The organism is Vibrio sp. 811, assembly GCF_033339195.1.
The window spans coordinates 217,284-240,089 of record NZ_JAWOUB010000002.1 but is presented as its reverse complement, the minus strand read 5'-3'; the positions used below and the strand labels follow the sequence as shown (position 1 = coordinate 240,089).

Genomic DNA, 22,806 nt, shown 5'->3' with positions numbered 1-22,806 from the left:
CCAGAAGGAAATCAAGATATGGCAACTAACGTTGTATGTAAATCAAAGGTCGAGCGTCGCTACAATGCAAAAATCATGGGTAGCAACAAGCGCACATACGTACCTTACACCGCCAATCTCGCAGGCACTGATGAAGATTACTCAGACGGTAAATTGCAACAGGCAACAGTAATTCACATTAACTATGATGTGACTGGTAAGTTCCCAGACGATAAGTTTGCTGAGGCATTAACGCCATCAACCACTGAACTGGCTCAAGCGCATGCAAAAGAGGTTGAGTTCTCTTACCATCGTCAACCTACTCACATTGAATTTCGCTTGTCTAGCATGCAGAACGTCAATGACGTAAACATCAATGCGGGTCTTTTAAACCGCCTATTGATGCAATACGACTATGAGCACTTCCATGGCAAACACGGTAACAGTGGCATGATGCAAAATAAAAATGCCATTGAGTATGATGAAACAGTAGTAACCGTATCGGATATTTCTGGCGTACTAACGGTGATTAACGCCATTTACGAAGAGCAAGCCAAAGCTCTTGGCCTAGGCGAAGCCGATCACGTAAACATGACTTTAAGTTACACATCAGATATTGCAGCAATTATGCGCAAGCCGATCACGTCGTCTGGTGGTGACGTAGTAACGGGCAAGTCTGCGGTGCAACGAGCTTATGAGAACGTGAAAATGTTAGAGGTTCCATCCATTCTAGGGACTAGCTCTCATATTTCATTGACTTACCGACCTGCGGTAAATAACCACCATGGTTCAGTACCCGGTATTTACTCAAAAGAATCTGGCGATCACGGTTTGGTTCAAAAAAGCTTATTTACTTATGAAAGTGCAGCTAACGAGCTTGAGGCCAAAGGTTCTTACGTTTACCAGCTCACTGAAACTGCAGCGTCTCGCGCTTTGAAAGAGCGTGCGAAAGAAGCAAATAAATAACCGGTCAAAGTAGGGGCTCATTGTTGAGTCCCTTTTCTTTTGGAGAGAATGATGATTTCCGAAGATTCACAAATTCTCATCGACACAATACTTCGAAACTGCGGATCAGAAGCAATGCTTCAGGATGAGATTGATTTTGCCAACGCTGTCAATGCAAATCCAGAAGGTGAATGTGAGTGCTATCAGTTTTCACAAAAGGTGCTAATTGAACGAGTTTCTCAAGATAGCAATAAACGTTTCACTCTGATTCGCTTAAAGGCGCTGGCAGAGGCTAACGGGTGCTCTCTTTCTGATAAACAGCCTGTTGTGAAACCTGCCCGAATTCCAATCATTGGCGGAGGGTTCTAATGTTCACGTTGGACATTGAACTGGATTTCACCAATTTAGAAAAAGAGGTGAAAGACTTTAATTCCCACCATATTCGAATTGGCGTTTTAGACAAAAGCAAAACGGCAAGAATGGCTGACCACGAAAAACCACTTAAATCGTTTCAAGGAAAGCAAGCGTCTCGGGTTAAGACTGGTACCCAAGGTAAGACCAACCTAAAAATGACCAAACTTGCCGAATACATGGACACCCGTTACGGGGTTTTCTCAAAAGCGGAAAGTCATTTTCAAAACCAAGATGTTATCCGAGTCACCAACGAACTGATAAGGCTATTCAATGCTGGCTCAGTAAGCCCTGAAATGATTCGTCGTATTGAGAGCGCAGCCCGCGCTTTAGTGCGCAACCCGATCATGCGAAAAGACTATGGCAGCAACGCTCGAACAACGATTAAGGGCGGGACCGGTTACAACGGATACAACGTTCAAGGTAAAGGTTTTGACTGGCCTATGGTCGATACTGGCTCATTCTTTAACTCGATAAAGGCTCAGTATGTTTAGAAAAGCTCTACATGATGAGATCCGCAATATTTTCGGTCTGAAGGCGGTTGATTGGGCTGGGGCGTTACATGACGGTGCTGACATTGTTTATGTCGAATACCTAAGTGTGCGTGAGCAGTACTTCTCTGAATCACACATTCGCTTTTTTGGGATCATTCGATTGTCGCTCGCTGATATGGGGCGAGATAAGCCTGTTTTTGGCGTCCTAGGTAGCAAGTTTGATCGCTATAAAAAGCGCAGTGGCAGTAAAACCTCACTGGCTTCAGTAAATATGGAAGCCTCCTCCGATTGGCTCTCTGTTGGCGTCCTTTCAGTGGCTAAAGAATTTCACTTTGCGTGCGAAATCGAGTTCGACAAAACACGCGAAAAAATCAAACATTTTAAGTGGATAGACTATGAGTAATGCACTTGTTTTCGATTATGCGGTGAGCATCAGCGAAGCTCAATCTGCTACAGAGGCCGATTACAGTTTTTTGTATAAATGCCTAGTTATGGTTACTGGTAGTTACACGCCACCAGCGGAAGAGGGCGAGGAAGCCCCAGTAAAAACCAGTAAAAAATCAGCCAAGGCAACACGCGATATTATTGACCCTGCGTTGTACAAAGTAGTGCCAATTTATGATCCGACGCTTATTGCCAATTACACGGCAAATACAGAAGTTCAATACTTGATGACTGGTGGCTTGGAGAAATTCTATTTGCTAATTCTTGCAGATGAAGTTGATCCAGAAAGCACAGATGCAATCGACTTTGATCCGACCGATTACTTTACGCTTTGCTTTTCTAAAGAGATTGATATTGCCACGGCGCAAACTATCGACTTTACGGATTTTGACGGCGTGAGAGCTTACGCCACCAGCGACGAAGCATTGGCTGAACAAATCGCGATGAAAGATACCGTCTTTCTTGATGATGCGGGTTCATACACTGGATGTTATGAAGCGTTTGGTCGATTACTGTCACAAGCTTACTGGCGAAATTGCCAATACTACGTGCTTGATTCATCCAATCCTGCGTCAGTAGTGTTTACTGTAGGCAAAGCCGACGATTTGTTTAACAAGCGTATTTCTTTCTTCTTGAATGGCTCTGATGGGCCGACTTTAGGCTTCTTTGGTAATGGTGGTTCCGCAATTATTAAAGCCTACATCGACCGTCAAGCGCAGCTAAAAACGCAAGAGGCGATCACCTCTTACATTCAAACCAACGAACCGAACAATACAGCCGTTCAGCGAGTAAACATTGAAGAGGCCGCGTCCGAAGTTATCGAGACTTACGAAGGCTTCCCATATTTCTACTTAGATCCTGATGCAAATAACTACATTTCTATCGTCAAATCTGATGAGCAATATGTGGTTGGTGGTAAAGCAGAAGTGAAAGACGCTGAACCTATTTGGCGTGCAAGAATTGAAGTAACGGAGGCTCAATAATGGCTGGCAGCAATTTTCGAATTGGTGAAATGGAAACTACCGTTGTTTATGACGGTGAGGAATACAGCTATATCTCGGTGATTGAGCTTGGACGAAACAACCAAAAGGTAGTGCAGATGTTTTGCGATCCTAATGGTTATGGTGACGGTGAAATTGTCGGTACCGGATTAACTCAGCCTATCGAGCTATCAGTAAAGCTTCGAAACGTATCTCAACAGCATTTGGAGCTTTACGTAAAATTGTTCTTAGGCGAAGAGCGTTTTCAGTTCACATCGTACAACAAGAAAAACGGACGAACTCTTGTTTCCAAGCAATGTATATTGAAAAACGATCCTCGCAATGGCACGGCTAATGAATCCGAATCTACGTTAGACGTTGAATTGACTATTCAAGTCGCGCCTAAAAACTTCAAAGATGAATTTAAAGCGGTGGCGTAATGATAGCTAAATTTAAAGGGTCAAAAGCATGGAATGCTTATATGGCTTATTTAGGGTTCATTCTTCACCTTCCACGCGCTAGAACCATGCGCATTCAAGGGCTTGTCGATCACGACCAAGCAAAACAGTATTTCACTTCGCTGGATGCGGAAAACAAGAAAACGGTCATCATGGATTTAATGGAATTTCAGCGAATTGACTATTACGACATGATGGCGCTGGTGGCTGTCCATGAAAATAAACATGGTATGTCAATCGACGCTTCTAGCATCGACAACTACGAGTTGCTAGAACTTGCAGAAATGGTGTTGGAAACTTTGGTTAAGTGCTCGACGCTAAAAGACGCAGGGCTTTTTTTCTAAGCCCTACCGAACTTGAGGAACTTGCTAAGTTCCGAGTCGCTGGTGATGGGTTTGCCGCTGACATTATCGAGAATAGTCCCGATATCGACGGCGGCGATCTTATTGGTCTGATTTTGCGAAAAGCTTATCGACAGTTAAAACAACAGGAGGAGATGGTTAATGACGGCTAGTTCAGAATTTATCCTCGCTCCTAGGCTCGATGAACGCAAAATGAAAGAAGAGTCGAAGAAAATGGAAGTGCAGCTTCGACGCGCTTCAAAACAGGCAGCAGATGACTTTGAGTTTTGGTTCGGTAAAGGCTTCGAGAAGGGAGCTGAAAAGGGCAGTCAAAAAGTAAAATCTAAACTTGGTAAGTTACAAGGCTTCATGATCCTTACTGGTGCCAATCTTGCCAGTGAAGCGATTGCAACGACGGCTGGTGTGGCAAAGGATATTGCCACTAAAGCTTTTCAAGGCGCAGAGGAATACACCCAAATAGCCAGAGAGCGCTTAAATGAAATGTCGGACATTAGCGATACGGCTGATGCTTTAGGCATCAACAGAGGGCGCTACGCTGCTCTTAGTGCGGTTGGCATATCTGCTCGTCTAGATCAATCTGACATTCGAGGTATTTTGTCTGGTTTTGTCGGTGCCCTAGAACGTCCAGAAATGGCATCGTACAAAGAGGCAGCAAACCAAAACGGTATTGATAATGCGTTTCTGGATTTTGTCGGAACAATGGCAAAGCTTAAACCGGAAGTTGCAGCCCAATACATGAATGATGTTTTCGGTGATGAAGATGCATTGCTGGCCTCAAGATTCATGAAACCTTTCAAAGCATTACTCGCTGAAAATAAAGACCTCACTTTTCAGAACATCATGGACACAATGCTTGGCTCAAAAGTAAGGACAGAGGAACTAGACAAAGCGCTAAATCGCTCTGACAAATCATCAAGCATTTTGGCAATCGGTGACGCCAAGGCTTTTGAAAAGAAAATCATAGACGGTGTGACGCAAGGCCAAGCCCAAGCGGTGGTTTCTTCCGATGCTTCCGAGGCTAAACGCATTCAAGCAAACTTGGATGTTTTGGATCTCAAAGTAAAAGGCAAGATCATTGCCGACGAAGCAGAAATAGCCGCTGTTAAAGTAGAAAACTCTTTTGTCAAAAGCACCATATCTTACGCTAGCGAGTTAGCCAAGCGAGGCAGCGATCTAATCAAAGCTGGACAGCAGCCAATCAATAGCATGGAAACTTGGGAGGCGTTTTTCGACAAACTCATTCAGTTTGGTACCTATACGCCAATTGAGGCTGCAACAGGTAAAACCCCAATGCAAATGTTTGGTGATTACGTTGAAAAACGTGGGGGCGAGATTAACCAAATGATGGTTGATATTGCTGAGAAAGAGTCACGTAACAACAAAACCAGAACAGACGTAGGACCGTTGAAATGATTTCAGAGAAAGCACCTCCGCTGTTCCTCATTTATCTCGATGATACGTTGTCGAGCGAAGAGCAAAAGGAACTACTTGAACTAGACGCCAAGGCTGATTTAACGAAAGACGATCAGGCGCGCATTAAGGTTCTGACCGAAGAATATCAAGACTTGCGAAAAACTACGCCAATTCCCATTCCAATAATTGGAGATTTAATCGGCATGATACCGGACGGATACAAACAGTCCGTCGTTAAAAGTATCGACGTTGCTGGTGGTACGCCAGTGTTAAAGGGAAACATCAACACTTCGACTATAACGCTCCGAAGCAGTAGTAGTGACTTTATAAACGCCATGATTGGTTTAGCTAGTTGGCTTTTCCAAAAGCAAGATTCGTTACCGCGAGTTTCCTTTTTCAGTCCAGAAATGGTGATTATTGGTGGCACGCTATTAAACATGACGTTGGCGACCAAATCGGATACGACAGAAAAAGTCTTAACTTTCGAAATGCAAAAAGGTGACACATCAATTATTGGTAGTTCGTCATCGCAAAACCAAGTAACCAATATTCCCAAAACAGTTGAGGTTTTAACATGAGCAAAAATCTCGTCCTAATGGGGATTGCAGTTGATGATTTCACTTGGTACGAAGTGGGAAAGGTAGAGTCATTTATTGCTCGAAGTCTTCCTCAAATCGTTAACGAGCTGGCGGTCGACGGTGAGCCACTAACGGTCGTCACGGTAAACCAAACAGAGGTGACAGGATACGAAGAAATGCAAGTTGCCTTGATATTCGAAAACCTGTTTTTGCCTGTTTATGAAAATGGCGATTTCTACATCAAACCTAATGGTAAATATGCCACCAGAAAACGCGGTGACGGGTACGCGCTGCTAGGGATTAGAAATGAGAGTTAGAGCTACGTTAAACAGTGACTATCTCCTCTCGATGGAATATTGGGAGAGAAACCACTTTTACGCTTCCTCTTTGCCTGAACTCGTACCCACAACGCTAGGCTACACGTTCGCCAAATATGACGAAGTGCCCAAACAGATGATCCAAGGCGCAGAGTTTCTAGAAGAGCCCCAACCAAGGTCGAGGGCAATTAGCTGCGCAACAGATTTTCTCGAAGAGCTTGGTTTTACACTAGATGTTAACGCTGGTGATTTTGTGAAAACGGAAAACATCCTAGAAAGAGCAAATCGAACAATTGTCACTGACGCTTATCGTTTTGTCTGCAACCACATTCCCCAACTCAACTATCCATACAACGGCAAACGTATCGTTGCCATCGACGGCGACTACGATCTAGCTACCCAAACTTTCAAGGGATCGCTTTCGTTTCAATAGCCTCAACTGAGGTTTTAAAAAGGAAGCAATACCCAAACAAGCTGCGCTGGTTACTGCAGTGATGTCAGTTTGATACCAAATTGGCGTATTCGCGCAATCTGGCCAAGCGCTTAAATACCAAAGGTGAATTATGACGACTTTAGCTAACCAAGCATCGGTGTTTGGTGAATGGACCGATGCTGGCGTTCCTGATGGCTCAGCTGTACTTGTGCAAAACCAAAGTTCCGATGGCATTGGTATTTACATTTATACCGGGACTGATGCGCCAGCTGAGTTTGAAGGGATTTTAGTGAGAGACTGGATTTCTTTTACGATGAAAGCTGGCGAAAAGCTTTTCCACACACCAGCACAAAAACCACACGAAGCATTTAACCAAACATCAATTAGAGTCGATGCATCATGAGCTATTTCGTGCACATCCCATTTCAACGCGGAATGGTGGCACCACCTACGGGAAGTGGATCCAGCGTGATCTCACCCGTAAGTGTGACTATTAACGAAACCATTAGTTCGCTTAACGTAGGGGATTCTGGGTTGTTAACGGCTACCGTGTATTACAGTGACAGCTCACAGGTAAATTCTTCAGATGCACCAAATGTTGTCAACTGGTCTTCATCTGATGCGACGGTAATGTCGATAGATACAACCGGAAATTACGAGGCTGTTTCGCCTGGTACCGCAAGTATCATCGTTCAAGTTTCAAGCGACAGTTCAATACAAACATCGACTTCGATTGAGGTAAGTTCAGCAAAGTTGGTTGAGCTGTACAATTTTGGCATTTTTGATGAGCCAGAATCGGACGGCGGTAACTTAGTTTATGACACTGGATATTCCAATAAGCAACCTTGGCTAACCGTCGAAGAATACGAAAACAACATGTCAGACTTGGGCAACAAGCTTATTGCTCAGGCTGGCGACGTTGTGTATGGCGGTGTGATGATTTTTAGCTCAGAGCTAGAAAGGGCAATCGTCTCTCTCTACAAGCGAGTCGAAGGTGGTTATGAGCTTGTGCTTGATAGTGGCGAATTATCCGGTGTGGTTGGTATTAACGAATTTCACTTAGTCGAGTTCTCGGTGCCAGAAACAGTGCTAGAAGAAGGCGAACAATACTTTTTAGGCGTAATGAATACGTCATCGTCAGAGGAAGGGGCCGCTGTGGTTTCATCACGCAACGAGCTATCAAATAAATATCCACCAGCATTAGCCGATGAATCTCCTGCGCTGTTACTCGACTCCGAAGTCGATTCTACGTCGCTATGGTCAAGAGCCGCGATATTCAAAATCTCTCGAGATGTTACTGACTGGCACAGCATGACTGCCGCGAGAATTGTTGATGGTGAAGTCAATGGTTTTAACTCCTCCCATGGCAGCATTGTTCCTAGCGATGTAAATGGTGGCACTATCATTGCTCTGGAAGCGTCGACAACCAGTAATTGGATTCGAGTAACTGTAGATACCGCCGCTTTAGGTAAACCATTCGCTGCGATTTACCTTGAGTACAAGGGTAAGCAGTACGTGGCACCATTCACTACTGGGTTCCGATATGAACTGCACGATACAGCGAAAACGTCGGATCTATTTAACGCCCTTGAACAAAACATAGGCGTAGAAAGCAAAATGCAGATTATTGGCCTAGCTTCCGAGTCTTACGACTTTTCGCTTGGGATCGGCACACACAGCACTGCGTCAACGGAAAATTCTGGCTTTAAGTCTTCTTGGGCTATGGGTAGCTGCAATGGCGAGTTCCCTGTTACAAAAACTCAAGTTGATATGCTCTATGCCTCAAGTGGTCTTGATGCTGATAGTAATCCGCAGTTTAAGATTTTCTTTGGAACGGCAAATTCCGAAAAGTGGTTTAGCGCAAACTCAGTAATTCTCAAGATTACTTTTGAGGATTCAACAGAAATTACCACGCCAAGCCTTCCTTGGGTTTCAAGTAAATATCAGATTATTGATGCGTCGGCTCAGGCGGTTTTTGATGCCCTCACAGCAAAAGATGGTCAATCGGTGGTTGTGCATGTTGAAGCTGACCTAAGCCTACGAACGAAGGATTTCTGATGAAACTACTAAAAGCAATAATTTCAGATGGAAAGCTTGAGGTCGAAATTGACGGTAAAACCTACCAGCCAAACGATGTAATCAACGTATCCGCAGGGGAAGCTGACAGTGAAGGTTTTCTCATTATGGGCGAAGAGTTTTCAATCTACATTACAAATACTCAGTTAGACGCTCAGACAATCATAGACAAGGCGATTGGTATTGCTGAACAGGCTATCTCAATTGCAGGTCAAAACGTTGTGGTGTCCGTTACGGGCGGCTCTGGTTCACCTGCAGTTGGAGAGGTAAGAGTGCTTGATGAAGGTGCCAAGAGCCAACTTGAACAACTCAAGTCAGATCTCGAAGATTTAAAACTGAGGTAATTATGGCATCGCTAAGTGGGTATTTAGGGAAAGGAAGAAACGTTGTTCGCTTCGAGAACAACTTTCAAACCAATCAAGGCAGTTTGTACTACGCGCCTAGTATTGGTTTTGATTTTGATTACTGGTACATGCCAGAGGTTAACTTTAACGCAGCAGCTTTTAACACATGGATTATTAACGAATCAGTGAAACGTTCGATTATGGTTCTTAACAGTAAAGTCGAGGTAGAAGGCTTTACGTTAAAAATGAGTTACACGTTAGCTGGCACCGCAGAAACTCAATATGTTACAGGTTCATACACATGATATGGGATTCATCTACGGGTCTAACTCCTGATGACTTTGACACGATAATTGAAGCGTACTTTGAGGCGTTTAAAGAGTCAGATGATAAATTCTCTGGCTTGGCGTTTAACACCTTTGTCGCTAGTGATGAATACAAAGTGTTTTATGCTAGTGCGCAAATCGACATGACCATCGAAACCATCATTGCATCTCTCTTCGTGAAAATGTCCGAGTTTATCCAAAACTCAAACTTAAAAATAAACAATCCAACAACAACCCCAAATGCCCTTATTGCCGGGCTTGAAGAAAACTTTGGGTTCAAGTCTTCCATTATGCAAATGACGGAAGAGAATTCAGGGAAAATGCACGTTGCCATTGATTACACTCCTTCGGCTAACATCAACTACCAAATCGCGTCGTATATGGAAAAAACGGCTGTGGTTGCGAGTACCTACATGGTCGGTGATATCGAGCAAGACATTGTTCTAACCAAGGGTGGCGTTGAGACTTACCGATGGACCGCAAAAGAAGAAAAGCCGATTTTGTGGAAGCTCACTCTCACTAAATCAAGAAACACAAATGCGGTGGTCGATAACCAAGATGACATTGTGAGTAAGTTTCTTGCCAACTTTGATGCGTTTTTTTGGATCGGAATGGATATCGAACCAGAAAAGTATTTTGAAATAAACCGTGATGCTTTGTATGCGTCAAACATCAAAGCCGAGTATTCGTTAGATGATGGTACCAGTTGGTCGGAAGGCATTTATAAAACACCCTATAACGTAAAATTCATTCCGGATTTGCCTGTAGAGAATGTGATTATTACTGATGCTTAATTGGAGGGGAAATGACGCAGTTATTTCGAAACGATGAAGCGTGCGAGTTTTTCTATAATATAACCCTCACAGCTAAGCAGCGAGTGATCATTAATGAGTTAGTTCAGATGAACTCTGAAATGGTTGGTTCAAAACCATTTGGTTACTTGCTTTACGATAACAACACATTTCCGGTGCTTACCGGACTTAACCGCGATTTCTTTGCCGAAAACTACATGGCCATTTTGCAGGCAATGCAAACGGCAGGCACTTACGATTCATATACATTGGTCATTGAGCAAGTCGTAGGTAATGGAGTAGGGATACAGTATTCATCACCAAGGCCAAGACACTTAGTTATCAATATCTACAATGTCGAGTCGTACCAATCGAGACTGATCACTCCATCGAATCTATGGCTGGTTACGCCTTCTAATTTTGGATTGCTGGTACCGCAACCAGTATCGGAGTTTAAGTTGGCCCAACTTACCAAAATATTAGAAGTTCTCGCTAACCCATCTGGTACCTACTTAGAAATCACGTTTATTGAACCTATATTGCCAAACGCAGTAACAATATCTGGCGTTCCAGCTTCGGTATTTCGAGGTGATACTGGTATGTTGTCAGCGACAGTGACTTATAGCGACGGCAACTCATCAACTACAGCGGAAGATTCTGGAATAGTCACATGGTCATCTAGCGATGAGTCAATACTCACAATCGATAGCTCAGGTAATTTTACTGCCTTAGACGCTGGCTCGGTAACGGCAACGGCTTTAGCTACATCCACAGATCCTGCTTATGGCAATAATATAAGTGGTGATGCAACGTTTGACATTTCACCAGTCGTACCTTCATCAATCGTCGTGTCTTCATTTCCAGATACGGTTTTTGCTGACGATACTGGAACACTTACCGCGACAGTAACGTATGTAGACGATCACGTCATAAGCACGTCAGATAATCCTAGCGTTGTGCAGTGGACGTCAAGTAATGAGTCAATATTAACGATTGATTCTAATGGCGCCTATAGAGCTATAGCGGGTGGTGACGTTACAGTTACTGCCTTAGCTGTATCGGAAGATGAAACTTACGACGACAGCGTTTTTCAAACCATCACAAAAACTATCATTGCGGTTGTTCCTACCGCTGTTTCTATTACAACGCCAGTTCCCGAGCTTGCAGTTGGCGACACTGGCAGAACTACAGCTAGTGTGACGTACAACAACGGGATTGCAGTCAGTTCTACAGATAACCCATCGGTTGTGAATTGGAGCTCAAGTGATAGTACGAAAGCGTCCATAGATGCCAACGGATATTACTCGGCCTTGGCGAAATCTGATGAAGTGACATTCACTGCTACATCATCCGAGAACGTCACTTTAAGCAATGGCGCAACTTTCAAAATTACGGATTTTGACTACACAAAAACAAAACTGATAACACCATCAAACCTATGGTTAATCACCCCTGCTAATGAGGGCATTGCCGTACCATTGGAGACTAAATAATGAGCGACGTTGAGAAGTTACAATCAGAATTAGAAGCTATGGCAAAGCGAGTTGTAATGCTTGAGCAATTTATAAATTCAGCAACAAGAAGTGAGCCGGCAGGAACAACGACGGTAGGTTCGCTAACTAATATCTCAGACACTCAGCTTGCAGATAACCCACTGTTTTATGTTGAGCATGCTGATGGTGGATTGAATGTTTATTTGAGTCAGATTGTGGCTCAAGCACAAAAAGATATAGATGCTGGATCTATTACCTCTGGTACGTTAAACACTGGTCGATTGCCAGTTATCCCAATAGCGAAAGTACCAGCAGCAAACAACTCTTCAGCGGCGGGATCTGGTTTCGGTGGTTTTCGTTATACCGTTTCTGGAAGCATGTTAAACCTGTATACGAGTTAATTTATGGCTATCTATTTTAATGGTGTAGAAATTGGAACGTTAAAGTTAAATGACGTTAATATTGATGAAGTTTACCTTGATGGTGAAAAGGTCGCGCGCAAACCGATGATAACCACTCAACCAGTGGGTGGCACAATTACGGACTCTCAAAACTTAACGCTGTCCGTTGTCGCTGATGGTCTAGGATCCACGTTGTCTTATCAGTGGTACAACGGAAGCACTCCAATCTCCGGCGCCACTGGATCTAGCTACGTGTTTACTCCGTCATCAACTGGCAACCATACGTTCTTTTGTCGTGTATTTGGCTTTGGTGGATATACGGATACAAGCACGGTTACGATTGTTGTTGAATCGTCAATTGTGGCACCCACAATCACAACAAACCCATCGAGCGGAACAATTACAGAGGCACAAGACTACACTGCTTCAATTACCGTTGATTGGGGCGGGGAAACGGGAACAATCGTTTGGTTCTTGGATAATGTCGCACAATCTAGCAGCAACTCAACAACTTACACATTTGTTGAGCCAAGCTTGGGGACTCACACAATCAGAGCTGAAGCAACCAACTCAAAAGGTAATGCTGTTTCAAGCGATGCAACACTCACAGTTGATCAAGTTATTTCTGTGATGACTGTTACTGATAAAGGAGTTAGCAAGCCAACAATGAGAGGCTATCAGCTCAACGTATTTGGCTCTTTGACTAATCCAGAATATACAATACGGCCACCAGTAGGAAAACTATACGACATCATTGCTAGGGATGGTTTGATTGATGGCGCATCAGGTGCGCATATCATGGATATTAAATTCTCAGCAGATAAGACGACATATACAACCTTTGTTGTAAAAATGGGCGGTCTTAGCGTAACTTTTACTTACAACACAGATAATTGGTTTATTAATACAGAAGTTGATGCGGATGGTAATTACACATATACGGCATTGCTTTTAGATGATCTTGTGGTTGGTGATGTAAGAACACTTTGGGATCTTATCTGGAATGGAGTTGGAAACGATTATCCATTTGAAATCGATATTTCATAAATAAAAAACGCCGCTCGGTTTGAGCGGCTTTTTTTATTTAAAATTTATATCCAACGCTTAGATTTAATCTAACGTCTCGATCATCAAAATAATCAACATCTGTTACACCAATACCATAAGCAAGGGAATTACTTATCATCATAAAATCAATGCCGTATGAGATGCCGTAATTGTCTTTTCTGTCCGTATTGATGAAATCCTGACAACCTAACAAAACTGAACAATTTGTGTCTGCAAATTTGTTTTTGTATTTGCTATATGTAAAGCCAATTTTTGGCATAACATAAAATTCATCTATAACACCATAAGTTAAACCGCCCATGATGTTATAATGTTGAAATGATTCCGATTCTTTGCCTACGTTTTCTACAAAATTACCATCTTTATCAAAATTTTGTGCATCAGCAGAAAGAGTAAAGCCAATATTTCCAGCACCGCGAATATGAGAGAATCCAATGCCAAATAATGCTTGGTTTTCCCCAGCAAATTTAGTATCCGAATATCGCAATGATATTATCTCATTTCCATCTAGTTCAATTGTCGATGCATTAGCAAAGAATGGTATAAGTAAAGCGAATAAGAATTTTTTCATAACTTCTCCAATATCAATAAATTAAAGGTGTTTAGACTTAATGTAATAAGGCATTTCAGGCTCGTTAAGTTAGCGGCTTGTCAGTAGTTTTTTTTTTGAGTTCCCTAGTCACGTTTTTTGAGTACGCGAAAGAAAAAGAGTGGGGGATTAGACTGGTTGAGAGGGTGAGTTTACGGTCGGATTCTGCAAATAAAAAAGCCCTTGCAAAATAGAAAGGGCTTTTTTATTTATAATGTTTAACCGAGTTACTAAGCGAAACCAAGCCAGAACCTAAAATGCGATGGGTATGGATCACTTTTAGGAAAGTTGTTAGTACCGTCTCATTGCATGGAAAATGCCACTAAAATCGCTTCTGGACATAAGTGCGTTAGAGTCTTTTCTCCAATGCACTTATTTCAAATAAGAAAAAGTAGCGTTGTTCCCAAGTCGTTTGTATTATCCTATAACATTGATTTGATCTGTTTTAGAAACTTTTTCCATCGCTGATTAGATTTGTGTTCTAATTGCTTTTCATATTTTCTTTGTTCATTGCCAAAGTGATTACGAATATGAGCAACGACTCGACCTTTGTAACCTGAGCCTCTTCCCCACTCATCTTGTGCACTATTCCACATATTAGTGGCATAGTAAAAATCACTATTGTAGAACTCGATGCTTTGTTTATATACAGTCATCAACTCTTGCTGGCGAACACGTTGTGCGACTTGTTTAAGCTGTACTGATATATTGTACACTTTGCGAAGTTGAGGATTCTCAATGCAGCTATCAATCAAACAATCGAAGTCGTTAAATAGTTTTGCTTTATTTTGGTTGACGTCGAATTTTGCTTGTTGCGCTAACGTTTCGTACATATCTAAGTTATGCCAGTGACCACGACGAGCTACGCTAGCTCGAATAGTTGCAGCGGCACGAGTTGTGCTGATCTCATTTAGGAGGGAGGAGTGTAATGGATCAACGGAGGTAGTAAAATTTTCGGCATCATTAAACCATTTGCTAAACACATCTAATAATGCTTTTTTTGCAATATCAAATGATTGTGAATTTTGCTCATCTATTAGCTCTGTCACACCTTTAGTAATTAGCTCAACCTTCGTTTTGTATGATAGCTCTAACTCACTTAGTTTCTCTTGGATACAGTCCAATAAAACGTTTCGTTCATCGTCGAAGGCATCGTAACAAACTACGTTTAGCCTATCACCATCCAATCCGTATTTTTGCTCAAGGTCGTTAAGCACCTGGCCAATACGAATTGCTCGACCATAAGTTTTGTCACCTACAAGTTCTCCGTCATCGTCAGCCACACTAGACGACGCTTTTTCTCTATCGATTATCAGTAAAATGGTTTTTGTATATAATTGTTCTGTTAGCCCCCCCTTAATCATCTGTTCGACAACTTTTCGCATTGATTGGTCTGGTGCATCATTGAAGCTTGTACAGATCACGTTTAATGTCACATCACTTTCAAGACACTGATTGATATCACGTCGATTTGTCGTGCCATCCAAACCTTTAGTGTCAACGATGTGGTAATCAGCAAGATCATCCGTAACATGAATAAAGACCTTGCGAGGAAGGCTAACTGTAGCAATTTTACCGATATTGATGCTCTTGAATGTATCCTTAATCCACTCAAATGAGCTCTTGGTTATGTCCTTGGGAGCTTCCAGCACAGTATCCATACGTTTATGCAATTCTAGTTTGCTTTCCATTACACGTAACATATCATCACAATCAGTAAACGCACTGGCAAACTTAACGTCATTCTGGATCATGCGGCCACGCTCGTTCAAACTGCCACCGCTAAGACCGAGCATATTGCGGAATGCTTTTTCGACTTCTCCGCTCAAAGCAAAGCCTTCATTAATAGCGTTGGCATTTATGCGGTCATCTGTAGCTACTGGGTGCGCTTTGTTAAAGATATTTTTTGAATAGTCCTTTAACAGATGAATAACTTCTTCATTCTCGTAAGGCAGGATTTGAATCTTAGCGCTGTTAGAGTTTGGAATGATCTCAACTTCGCAAATAGTTGTACGTCCAGATGAGTGACTTAACAGTAAATCTGTTGCGTCATTTGGATTTAACAACTCAAATGCTCTACAAATCGCTGTTGTTTTACCTTTTCCGACATCGCCAATAAATGCAACTCGTTTAGAACTGTTAAGAAAACCTACTGCTTGCTGATAATCTTCTTTATATTCACTAATGCGACGATGTTGTGATTCATACTCCACAGGTAGCTCCTGCTTAATAATGTGGAGTTTTTCTAAAAATTGGTTTTGTTCTTCAGTTTGTATATTTACAGATCTAATATTCATGGTGCTTGTGGGTTGGTTGATTAGATATTAAATTATAAAGTTTTGTAATGATTCAATAAAGTAAATTAAGTTTATTGATGTGCGTAATGTTTTTATATTTGACTATTCATTGTATTTAGGTGTTAGTCGCAAGACTTACAATTTTCTTACCCATCAGAAAACGTATTTCAAAATTAGCTTATAAGAGGCGTCCCTATCACAGTTCGTAACTCATTAAGAGAAAAAAGTAAGCTAGAGTAATCGGTCAGAGCACGTCCTGACTATTCCACATAAAACAAAAAGGCATTTTTATATCGACAACAGTGACCTATTATTTGTCATTTTCAGCAGACAGAGCTATTTCCTTATCGTTGATAATAAGTAGTTAGCTTAGTCTAGTAGGTGCATGATCCTTTGAGCGGAAGATTGTTTTTGAAGCCTAATTCTCTAATAGAATATGTGCAAGGCAAACACTGATTTGAAGGAGTGTACGCAACGCATGATAGGATAACACGCGTTGCGAATCAATCTTAAACAGTTTGTTAGGTTAATATCTTAACGCGTCAGGAAAACAGTCTGCACATTTACGAAAACCAAATGAATCCAGTAGTTCACCACTAAAACCAAAGTCTGCATTCAACTTTGCTGTTAAATGATGGACTACTAATTTTTTTAACTCTGCCTTTAATGAATGCCAAGTCTGAACAATTTCAATTTGTTCATTCGATAATTTAAAAATAGACGGATTTTCGAGGGTTTTATGTGTGTTAAAGCCACACTTTGCTATAATCATTTCTATTTCCGGCGCTGAGCTTCTGTAACCCACCATTTTTTCGACATGTAAATGTATCTGATTTAAAAGTTGGCTTGGAGATTTCATTTCAAAGTTATCGACTTCCTCACTTCCCGAGTTTTTCGCCTGTACTTTTCTAACTCCATTTATGCGCACATTAAATTTCAATTCTACGTTAGCGTAAAATGCTTCTTGATTGCGCTCAAAAAGTTCTATATTTTCGACGAAAAATTTACGATACTCTTCGATTCTTTCTATAGGAATTTGCAGCGGAATATTATAGTTTCGATACTCTGATTTTAACCGTTTGCAGCTCTTAGTCTTGTGATACGCTGGACTGCCCCCTAGATATATCCACCTTTCTTTTGGATTCTTACGCTGCCGAGTTTTTGGCTGCTCATTAAACTGTATGATTCTGAACAATATATCTTGATGCTCTAAGCTTTCTAAGATCAACTTTAAAGAAGATAGCCTTTTTATTTCTGGTAATGCTAAGAAAGAACGTAGTTCAAAATCATAGATTGACTCTAATGACCTCGTGTCAGAGACCGCATCAGTTACATCTCGAGCTATAGAGTTTAGGTTTGATTCAGTGATATAAACGATCGACATAATCATAAGATTCAATAAACTAACAGACCTTACATAATACAGAACAAAAAACTGTGAAATGTTGATTTAGATTAACCTAACGCCCTGTTAAGGGGGAGCAAGGCAATACCGAAGTCGCCGCATACCACGTTAAACACTAAAACCAACGCATAGTGAAAATGCCACGCGTTGCGAATCACTCTTAAGCAGTTTGTTCGGTGAATTATGCGTAATCCACTATATGGCGATACCTAGCTAGAATATCTGGATACTTACGCAACCTATCTTCTATATCGAAAGCGTTCCACCAAAGGATCGTATTCTGCTCTTTTCTATCCCTTTGCCGCTCTAACATTTCTGTCAAATCACGCGTAGTTTGCGTGTTTACAACCAACATGTAACCATCTGGTCGATAGTCAAAAATTGTGTTTGGCATATCTACATCTGACTTACCAATAGAAGATTTTTTAGAATGTTTTAAGTTTGTTTTACACTGAACAATCATTTTACCTATTTGGACAGATTCAGTTCCTTTGGAAACTCGATTTTCATTGTGAAGCATATTGTATTCACAAATCAAATCTCGACCATTATCACCTTGATTGGTAGGTGCAACTTTCTTAACAGAAAAGACCCAAGGTTCACGATTTAGTAGTTCTAGGACTAAATCCTCAAATTCTCCACTGGCATGCCGGTCAATAATGTTCCACTCAAACTTTTGGTCACCAAAGAGCAGTGAGATCTCTTTTTGTTGGCGAAGTCTAATTAACTCTCTTTCTTCAGAAACGGACTCCAAACCACAATTACTATACTTAATTACAACATGATGATCGCTAATAAACACAAGCTGATTTTCTTGTGATATTACCTCCATGTTCGATGTATCTCCCAACGCAGCGACAAGATCTTTAGCGAACTCCTCATCTTTAAATGGGATGGTCGTTCGTATATCGTTACTAACTTCTACATTTGACGCTACTCCCTTGATCATCTGCGTACTATCATTTTTGATAGCAAGCTTCTTAAGTAATCCGGATATATGCGTACTTTTAAATATAGAGAACTCAGATGAAAAGCTGCGAAAAAACAACCAGTCAGGATTCATACGGACGTTAGCGACATATGACTCATTCTCACCAATATAGTCCCTGATTTTATTTTTCCACACATTGAGTTTAGGAGAGTCAAAGGAGAAATCTTCCGGACAATAACCGACCGCACCTAGAATATTTCCTTGATACATATGGAACATATATAGTTCTATTAAAATGTTATAGAAACACTCAAAGTCTTGTTTACTGTTTTTTCTAATTCGTTCATTAAGCGGCTGGGCTGGGAACCAATACATCCCATATAATTCGTCTTCGATTCCACTGAAATCATTATGCTCGCCTAGAAAACGAAATGAGCTTATCCCTCTAGATTTTGTAATAGCGGTCAGGACCGTTGGTACAATTGCATGTAAGTCAGTAACTTCCTCGATGCGCTGCTGTCGATAGTAGAAAACTGGAAACAGTTTTTCATCATCAATATCCTCTAGAAATATTCTCCATTGAGGACAGCAATCTAACCCTATGAAAACCTGATATTCATTGCGTTTTGTAACGCTGAAACCAACTTCTTCAATTCGCTCTAAAAATTCTTCTATCATCATTATCCAACACAGGCAGAGTTATAAAATTCACCTAACGCCCAGTTAAGGGGGGGGCACGCAATGACTAAGCTGCCGCATGGCACTTCCATACCAAAAATGCCACACGTTGCGAATCACTCTTAAACAGTTTGTTAACAATATGTCTAACGCACCCACTTAATCTCTACTAAAGCCTCATACAATTCTGGGCGCATTACGAATTCATAGTGTCCATCTTGAGTATCTTCAGAAGCCGGATTTCCAGTTGAGATTGTCCAGAACCACATTGTGCTGCCATCGTTCCTTTTTGGTGGTTCATAATTTAGCACTTCTGCCAATTCATGCCCCAAGGTTCCATACTTTAAATTTGCAGTATTGTAATTTGGGAAACCAACCACTTCGGCTAACTTAGTTGCTGTTATTGTCTGATTGTCGGACTTTGCCTGCGCCCGCAGCATTTCCAAATAACTAGTTGTATCTCGAAACCGACTTTTATCTCTTAGCTTGATCAACGCATTGATAAACTCTTGTTTTGAAGCTGTAGATTCACATTCCATTACTCTGTCTCCTAGCCAATCTATCGTGATAAGATTAGTAAAGGACCTGAACTTTTGCCTTATATTGCTAACGCCGCGTTAAGGGGGGGGCAGGCACGCAATACAAAAGTGACCGCATAACACCTTAACCGCTAAACTTACCGCAAATTGAAAATGCCACACGTGCCAAGTTCCTCTTAAACGCTTTGTTATAACCACATGTTCTCGCGGACTTCATAATGACTCACGTGGAGATCAGGATTTAATTTGTACTTCTCGTCTTCTGGGTACAACTTAGCAATACTGAGATCTTCACCAGCAAACGACTTAATACAATCTAGATCTTCCCAGTAAGTCAGCAACGTGATTTCAGCATCATCTCCTAAATCTCGATTCAGAATTTGTGCTCCAAGGAAACCTTTAGTGCCTGACGTGTCTTTTATACCTGTCTCGTAAAGGTAAACAATAAACCCTTCTTCATGTTCCTTCGGACAAGTAGCTTTCCATTCCCTGGCGATCATAAATACTCCATTTTATGCCGTGGTTATAACGCTTGTTAAAGAGCAGCAAGCCATCTTTGATTTTTAATCATGCAGTTTTTTACCTGTACCTTCAAAGATAAATTAGAAAGTTAGTGATTGTGGTGGCTAATTAGATTACAAAAAGCTGCTTGATATATTGGTTAAACTTTGTGCTGTCTCGTTGGCAAGGGTAGGGCGAGGGAACAATACGCATGGAATATGTTGTATTTTGAGAGCAGAAGTAGGTTAGGTTTACAGAGGTTTATCGGTAAAGGATAGACACAATGCAATAAACTTTGAACACCGACTTGCTTTCTCTCATTGGCAGTAATCACCATTCCAATTGGGACTTTCAAGCTAGGACTCGTTAGGGTGGTAAAATACAGTAGTTTCATTTTCGTAAGTGGTTGATTTTTAAGTGTGCACATTTTGCAAATTCGCGCTTTTTTGAGTGATAAAATACGTGGGGAATTATGCGTAACCTTATGAAAATAAAATGAAAAAGTATAATTTCTATCCTATCTTGACATGGTAGGGGTCGGCGATTCGAGTTCGCCCGGACCCACCAAATTTTAAAAAAGCCCACCTTTTGGTGGGCTTTTTTGTGTCTGTAATTCATTGATACTCAAGTAAAACTACTTCTTTTCTTGTCCCTTGTTTTTGCTCTGCGTTAGCCCCTTGTTAAAGATAAAAGTGCACTACCTGATCCGCAACACAACCTCAAGACCCTAAATGCAAAGCATAAGGTGCATACGCTTCAAACCCACTAGAGCCGTCTATAAATTATGTTGCGTGCCACTTGCTGTGGCTTTAGAGGCACTGACTACTAATCTAAATTATCTGGCGTGTGAAGATTGGTGCCGCATATTGTACATTTGTAGTCACCAGTCGCTTCGCCTTCCATTAATGAGCTAATTATTGCTGCAAATAGACCAGAGAAGAAACCTTTAGCTTTTTTCTCGGTCTTTTCCTGCGCTTTAGAGAAGCTTTCGTACCGATGTAGCGTTACTTCTTTACAATTACAGCAAAACGCTCTTGTCTCTTCAGAACCGTACATTTTTACCAATTGATTTACTCCCTGTAAGTTAATTTCCCCAAGTGGCGTTATGTTCAAGGGTAAGTCACACAAGACTGATGTGTGACTTACCCTAAACACTAAAACGAACGTAATGTAAAACACCACATGTTATGAATGATTATTTAACGCCTTGTGATCCGAGCTTGCTAACTCTGCTGATTGAATAGTTGTGGCAATAAGCTCTTCAAACAGCTCTAATTGCCCAGCAGGTATCAATTGATTTTGTATAGCTTTTCGTTTGTTTGAGTCAAATAGCCGCTCTGTTAACCAACCAATTAGATACATCAGTGAAAGGCAGCCACCGGCCGTCGCTACATTACCGTCTATCACGAGAGGCAGATCCTGAACATCTCCTCCCATACTTTGTAGAACATCCTTTGCATCTGGGTTTGTTGTTAATCGCTTGCCTTTTAGTAAACCGAGTTCATGGAGGATGAATGATCCCGCACAAATCGAACCTATTAGCTGCCTATTTGGATCAAGATTCAACGCTGACATAAATTCAGCATCTTTTAAAGCGGCTGGAATACCCCGTTTGCCGCTTGTAATAAGAACGACATCTTGATTCGTCACCTCAGAAAGGTGTCCGTCTGTTTTAACTTTCATACCGAGGTGGGAATGATGTTCAGATTTAGTTCCAAGTATACTTACCGTCCAACTGTCGGTTGTGCGCCCTAGCAAGTCATACATAAGAAAGAAATCGACATCCGTGAAATCATCAAATAAAACAACGCCGATTTTATACATAACATTTATCCTTTTGGACTTACTCGTAAGTCGCAAAATGTGTAGTAGGAGGGGAGGGGCATTCAATACGCAAGCTTCTGCTGAGCACCTTAAATACCAAAGGCGGTGCAAACTAACAATGCCATGTGTACCAAATCCCTATTATAAAATTTTGTTATGTTTGTTTTACGAGCCCGCCCAGAAAAACTCAACCCTAATACCACTTGGGTCGTAACACATTAAATGTTTTGCGGGTCCTGTCTTAACAAGCTCGGGACCAAACTCAATTTCGATTCCCGACGCCATAAATTGATCACGCAACTCATAGAGTTGCTTCTCAGTCTCTACGAGTAAAGCTAAGTGATGCAAACCAATATTCGTTTTTCTGTCAAATGGAGTGGAGGCATCAGCCTTAGCCGCCCATAGTGTAAGCATGATATGCCCATCACTCACAAATATTGCCGGGTAGTCTGGATTTCTTTTTACTTCACTCCAACCTAATTGTTCAGTGAAAAACTTCGCGCTTGCTTCTAGGTTAGATACGGTTAAACCTACGTGGTGTATGCCTTTTGTTAACACAGTCACTTTGTTTCCTTACTCGTTTTAATGGCTATCAAACAAAGATAACTCGATAAAAAGTAAGCATCAATACACATATATTGATTAACTTCGTCAATCTATTCGAATACGGTAATCCAACTGGAAACATAACATTGTAAACACGAAACCCAACCTTGAACTAAAAATTAA

General features: G+C 41.4%; 28 protein-coding genes. 19 read left to right on the top strand and 9 right to left on the bottom strand.

The window, feature by feature from the left end; all coding sequences use genetic code 11:
• The first annotated feature begins 18 nt into the window (after nucleotides 1-18).
• From R7Q46_RS04855 to R7Q46_RS04765, 19 genes are all read left to right on the top strand, one after another.
• The gene (locus R7Q46_RS04855) at nucleotides 19-945 is read left to right on the top strand and encodes a hypothetical protein (RefSeq protein WP_021454014.1); all 927 of its coding nucleotides are present in this window, start codon (nucleotides 19-21) and stop codon (nucleotides 943-945) included.
• 48 nt (nucleotides 946-993) lie between these two features.
• Nucleotides 994-1,293, top strand: a complete 300-nt coding sequence (locus R7Q46_RS04850) for a hypothetical protein (RefSeq protein WP_127463329.1) — start codon at nucleotides 994-996, stop codon at nucleotides 1,291-1,293.
• Nucleotides 1,293-1,829 carry a hypothetical protein gene (locus R7Q46_RS04845; RefSeq protein WP_021453462.1) on the top strand — a complete coding sequence of 179 codons (537 nt, stop codon included), beginning with the start codon at nucleotides 1,293-1,295 and terminating at the stop codon, nucleotides 1,827-1,829. The genes R7Q46_RS04850 and R7Q46_RS04845 overlap by 1 nt, the downstream gene beginning before the upstream one ends.
• Complete coding sequence (locus R7Q46_RS04840) at nucleotides 1,822-2,232, top strand: hypothetical protein (RefSeq protein WP_021454039.1); 411 nt, start codon at nucleotides 1,822-1,824, stop codon at nucleotides 2,230-2,232. Before R7Q46_RS04845 ends, R7Q46_RS04840 begins: the two co-directional genes overlap by 8 nt.
• The gene (locus R7Q46_RS04835) at nucleotides 2,225-3,256 is read left to right on the top strand and encodes a hypothetical protein (protein WP_318077338.1); all 1,032 of its coding nucleotides are present in this window, start codon (nucleotides 2,225-2,227) and stop codon (nucleotides 3,254-3,256) included. Before R7Q46_RS04840 ends, R7Q46_RS04835 begins: the two co-directional genes overlap by 8 nt.
• Nucleotides 3,256-3,693: a hypothetical protein gene (locus R7Q46_RS04830; protein ID WP_005495347.1), complete on the top strand. Its 438-nt coding sequence runs from the start codon at nucleotides 3,256-3,258 to the stop codon at nucleotides 3,691-3,693. Before R7Q46_RS04835 ends, R7Q46_RS04830 begins: the two co-directional genes overlap by 1 nt.
• Nucleotides 3,693-4,055, top strand: a complete 363-nt coding sequence (locus R7Q46_RS04825) for a hypothetical protein (protein ID WP_154218134.1) — start codon at nucleotides 3,693-3,695, stop codon at nucleotides 4,053-4,055. The genes R7Q46_RS04830 and R7Q46_RS04825 overlap by 1 nt, the downstream gene beginning before the upstream one ends.
• A gap of 159 nt (nucleotides 4,056-4,214) precedes the next feature.
• A complete protein-coding gene (locus tag R7Q46_RS04820; protein ID WP_318077337.1) occupies nucleotides 4,215-5,486 on the top strand; it encodes a hypothetical protein in 1,272 nt (423 codons plus the stop codon).
• Nucleotides 5,483-6,064 carry a hypothetical protein gene (locus R7Q46_RS04815; protein WP_005495342.1) on the top strand — a complete coding sequence of 194 codons (582 nt, stop codon included), beginning with the start codon at nucleotides 5,483-5,485 and terminating at the stop codon, nucleotides 6,062-6,064. Before R7Q46_RS04820 ends, R7Q46_RS04815 begins: the two co-directional genes overlap by 4 nt.
• Nucleotides 6,061-6,381: a hypothetical protein gene (locus R7Q46_RS04810; RefSeq protein WP_005495340.1), complete on the top strand. Its 321-nt coding sequence runs from the start codon at nucleotides 6,061-6,063 to the stop codon at nucleotides 6,379-6,381. The genes R7Q46_RS04815 and R7Q46_RS04810 overlap by 4 nt, the downstream gene beginning before the upstream one ends.
• Complete coding sequence (locus R7Q46_RS04805) at nucleotides 6,371-6,814, top strand: hypothetical protein (protein WP_005495338.1); 444 nt, start codon at nucleotides 6,371-6,373, stop codon at nucleotides 6,812-6,814. Before R7Q46_RS04810 ends, R7Q46_RS04805 begins: the two co-directional genes overlap by 11 nt.
• A 130-nt stretch (nucleotides 6,815-6,944) precedes the next feature.
• The gene (locus tag R7Q46_RS04800) at nucleotides 6,945-7,217 is read left to right on the top strand and encodes a hypothetical protein (RefSeq protein WP_021454060.1); all 273 of its coding nucleotides are present in this window, start codon (nucleotides 6,945-6,947) and stop codon (nucleotides 7,215-7,217) included.
• Nucleotides 7,214-8,872, top strand: a complete 1,659-nt coding sequence (locus R7Q46_RS04795) for an Ig-like domain-containing protein (protein ID WP_318077336.1) — start codon at nucleotides 7,214-7,216, stop codon at nucleotides 8,870-8,872. Before R7Q46_RS04800 ends, R7Q46_RS04795 begins: the two co-directional genes overlap by 4 nt.
• Nucleotides 8,872-9,234 carry a hypothetical protein gene (locus R7Q46_RS04790; RefSeq protein ID WP_025818233.1) on the top strand — a complete coding sequence of 121 codons (363 nt, stop codon included), beginning with the start codon at nucleotides 8,872-8,874 and terminating at the stop codon, nucleotides 9,232-9,234. Before R7Q46_RS04795 ends, R7Q46_RS04790 begins: the two co-directional genes overlap by 1 nt.
• 2 nt (nucleotides 9,235-9,236) lie before the next feature.
• Nucleotides 9,237-9,539 (top strand): hypothetical protein, encoded by a 303-nt coding sequence (locus tag R7Q46_RS04785; protein WP_025510243.1) that lies wholly within the window; start codon nucleotides 9,237-9,239, stop codon nucleotides 9,537-9,539.
• On the top strand, nucleotides 9,536-10,354 hold the full coding sequence (locus R7Q46_RS04780) for a hypothetical protein (RefSeq protein ID WP_025510244.1): 819 nt from the start codon (nucleotides 9,536-9,538) through the stop codon (nucleotides 10,352-10,354). Before R7Q46_RS04785 ends, R7Q46_RS04780 begins: the two co-directional genes overlap by 4 nt.
• Before the next feature lie 11 nt (nucleotides 10,355-10,365).
• A complete protein-coding gene (locus R7Q46_RS04775) occupies nucleotides 10,366-11,844 on the top strand; it encodes an Ig-like domain-containing protein (protein ID WP_049884248.1) in 1,479 nt (492 codons plus the stop codon).
• Nucleotides 11,844-12,245, top strand: a complete 402-nt coding sequence (locus R7Q46_RS04770; protein WP_005495325.1) for a hypothetical protein — start codon at nucleotides 11,844-11,846, stop codon at nucleotides 12,243-12,245. The genes R7Q46_RS04775 and R7Q46_RS04770 overlap by 1 nt, the downstream gene beginning before the upstream one ends.
• Nucleotides 12,246-12,248: 3 nt before the next feature.
• Complete coding sequence (locus R7Q46_RS04765) at nucleotides 12,249-13,292, top strand: hypothetical protein (RefSeq protein WP_025557483.1); 1,044 nt, start codon at nucleotides 12,249-12,251, stop codon at nucleotides 13,290-13,292.
• A 37-nt stretch (nucleotides 13,293-13,329) separates the two neighbouring features.
• Here R7Q46_RS04765 and R7Q46_RS04760 read toward each other — a convergent pair whose 3' ends face one another.
• From R7Q46_RS04760 to R7Q46_RS04720, 9 genes are all read right to left on the bottom strand, one after another.
• Nucleotides 13,330-13,884, bottom strand: a complete 555-nt coding sequence (locus tag R7Q46_RS04760; protein WP_318077335.1) for an outer membrane beta-barrel protein — start codon at nucleotides 13,882-13,884, stop codon at nucleotides 13,330-13,332.
• A 440-nt stretch (nucleotides 13,885-14,324) separates the two neighbouring features.
• Complete coding sequence (locus R7Q46_RS04755) at nucleotides 14,325-16,199, bottom strand: hypothetical protein (protein ID WP_258619093.1); 1,875 nt, start codon at nucleotides 16,197-16,199, stop codon at nucleotides 14,325-14,327.
• A 526-nt stretch (nucleotides 16,200-16,725) separates the two neighbouring features.
• Nucleotides 16,726-17,583, bottom strand: coding sequence for a hypothetical protein (locus R7Q46_RS04750; RefSeq protein ID WP_258619091.1), 858 nt, complete (start codon nucleotides 17,581-17,583; stop codon nucleotides 16,726-16,728).
• Nucleotides 17,584-17,785: 202 nt separating this feature from the next.
• The gene (locus R7Q46_RS04745) at nucleotides 17,786-19,216 is read right to left on the bottom strand and encodes a hypothetical protein (RefSeq protein WP_180803270.1); all 1,431 of its coding nucleotides are present in this window, start codon (nucleotides 19,214-19,216) and stop codon (nucleotides 17,786-17,788) included.
• A gap of 143 nt (nucleotides 19,217-19,359) precedes the next feature.
• Nucleotides 19,360-19,752, bottom strand: a complete 393-nt coding sequence (locus tag R7Q46_RS04740; protein ID WP_005464480.1) for a hypothetical protein — start codon at nucleotides 19,750-19,752, stop codon at nucleotides 19,360-19,362.
• Between the two features lie 188 nt (nucleotides 19,753-19,940).
• A complete protein-coding gene (locus tag R7Q46_RS04735) occupies nucleotides 19,941-20,252 on the bottom strand; it encodes an antibiotic biosynthesis monooxygenase family protein (RefSeq protein ID WP_140316345.1) in 312 nt (103 codons plus the stop codon).
• Between the two features lie 826 nt (nucleotides 20,253-21,078).
• On the bottom strand, nucleotides 21,079-21,309 hold the full coding sequence (locus tag R7Q46_RS04730) for a hypothetical protein (RefSeq protein WP_017820907.1): 231 nt from the start codon (nucleotides 21,307-21,309) through the stop codon (nucleotides 21,079-21,081).
• Between the two features lie 129 nt (nucleotides 21,310-21,438).
• Entirely contained in the window at nucleotides 21,439-22,077 is a 639-nt protein-coding gene (locus tag R7Q46_RS04725; protein WP_206959177.1) for a DJ-1/PfpI family protein, read from the bottom strand.
• Nucleotides 22,078-22,242: 165 nt separating this feature from the next.
• Nucleotides 22,243-22,641 carry a VOC family protein gene (locus R7Q46_RS04720; RefSeq protein WP_318077334.1) on the bottom strand — a complete coding sequence of 133 codons (399 nt, stop codon included), beginning with the start codon at nucleotides 22,639-22,641 and terminating at the stop codon, nucleotides 22,243-22,245.
• Nucleotides 22,642-22,806 lie beyond the last annotated feature (165 nt).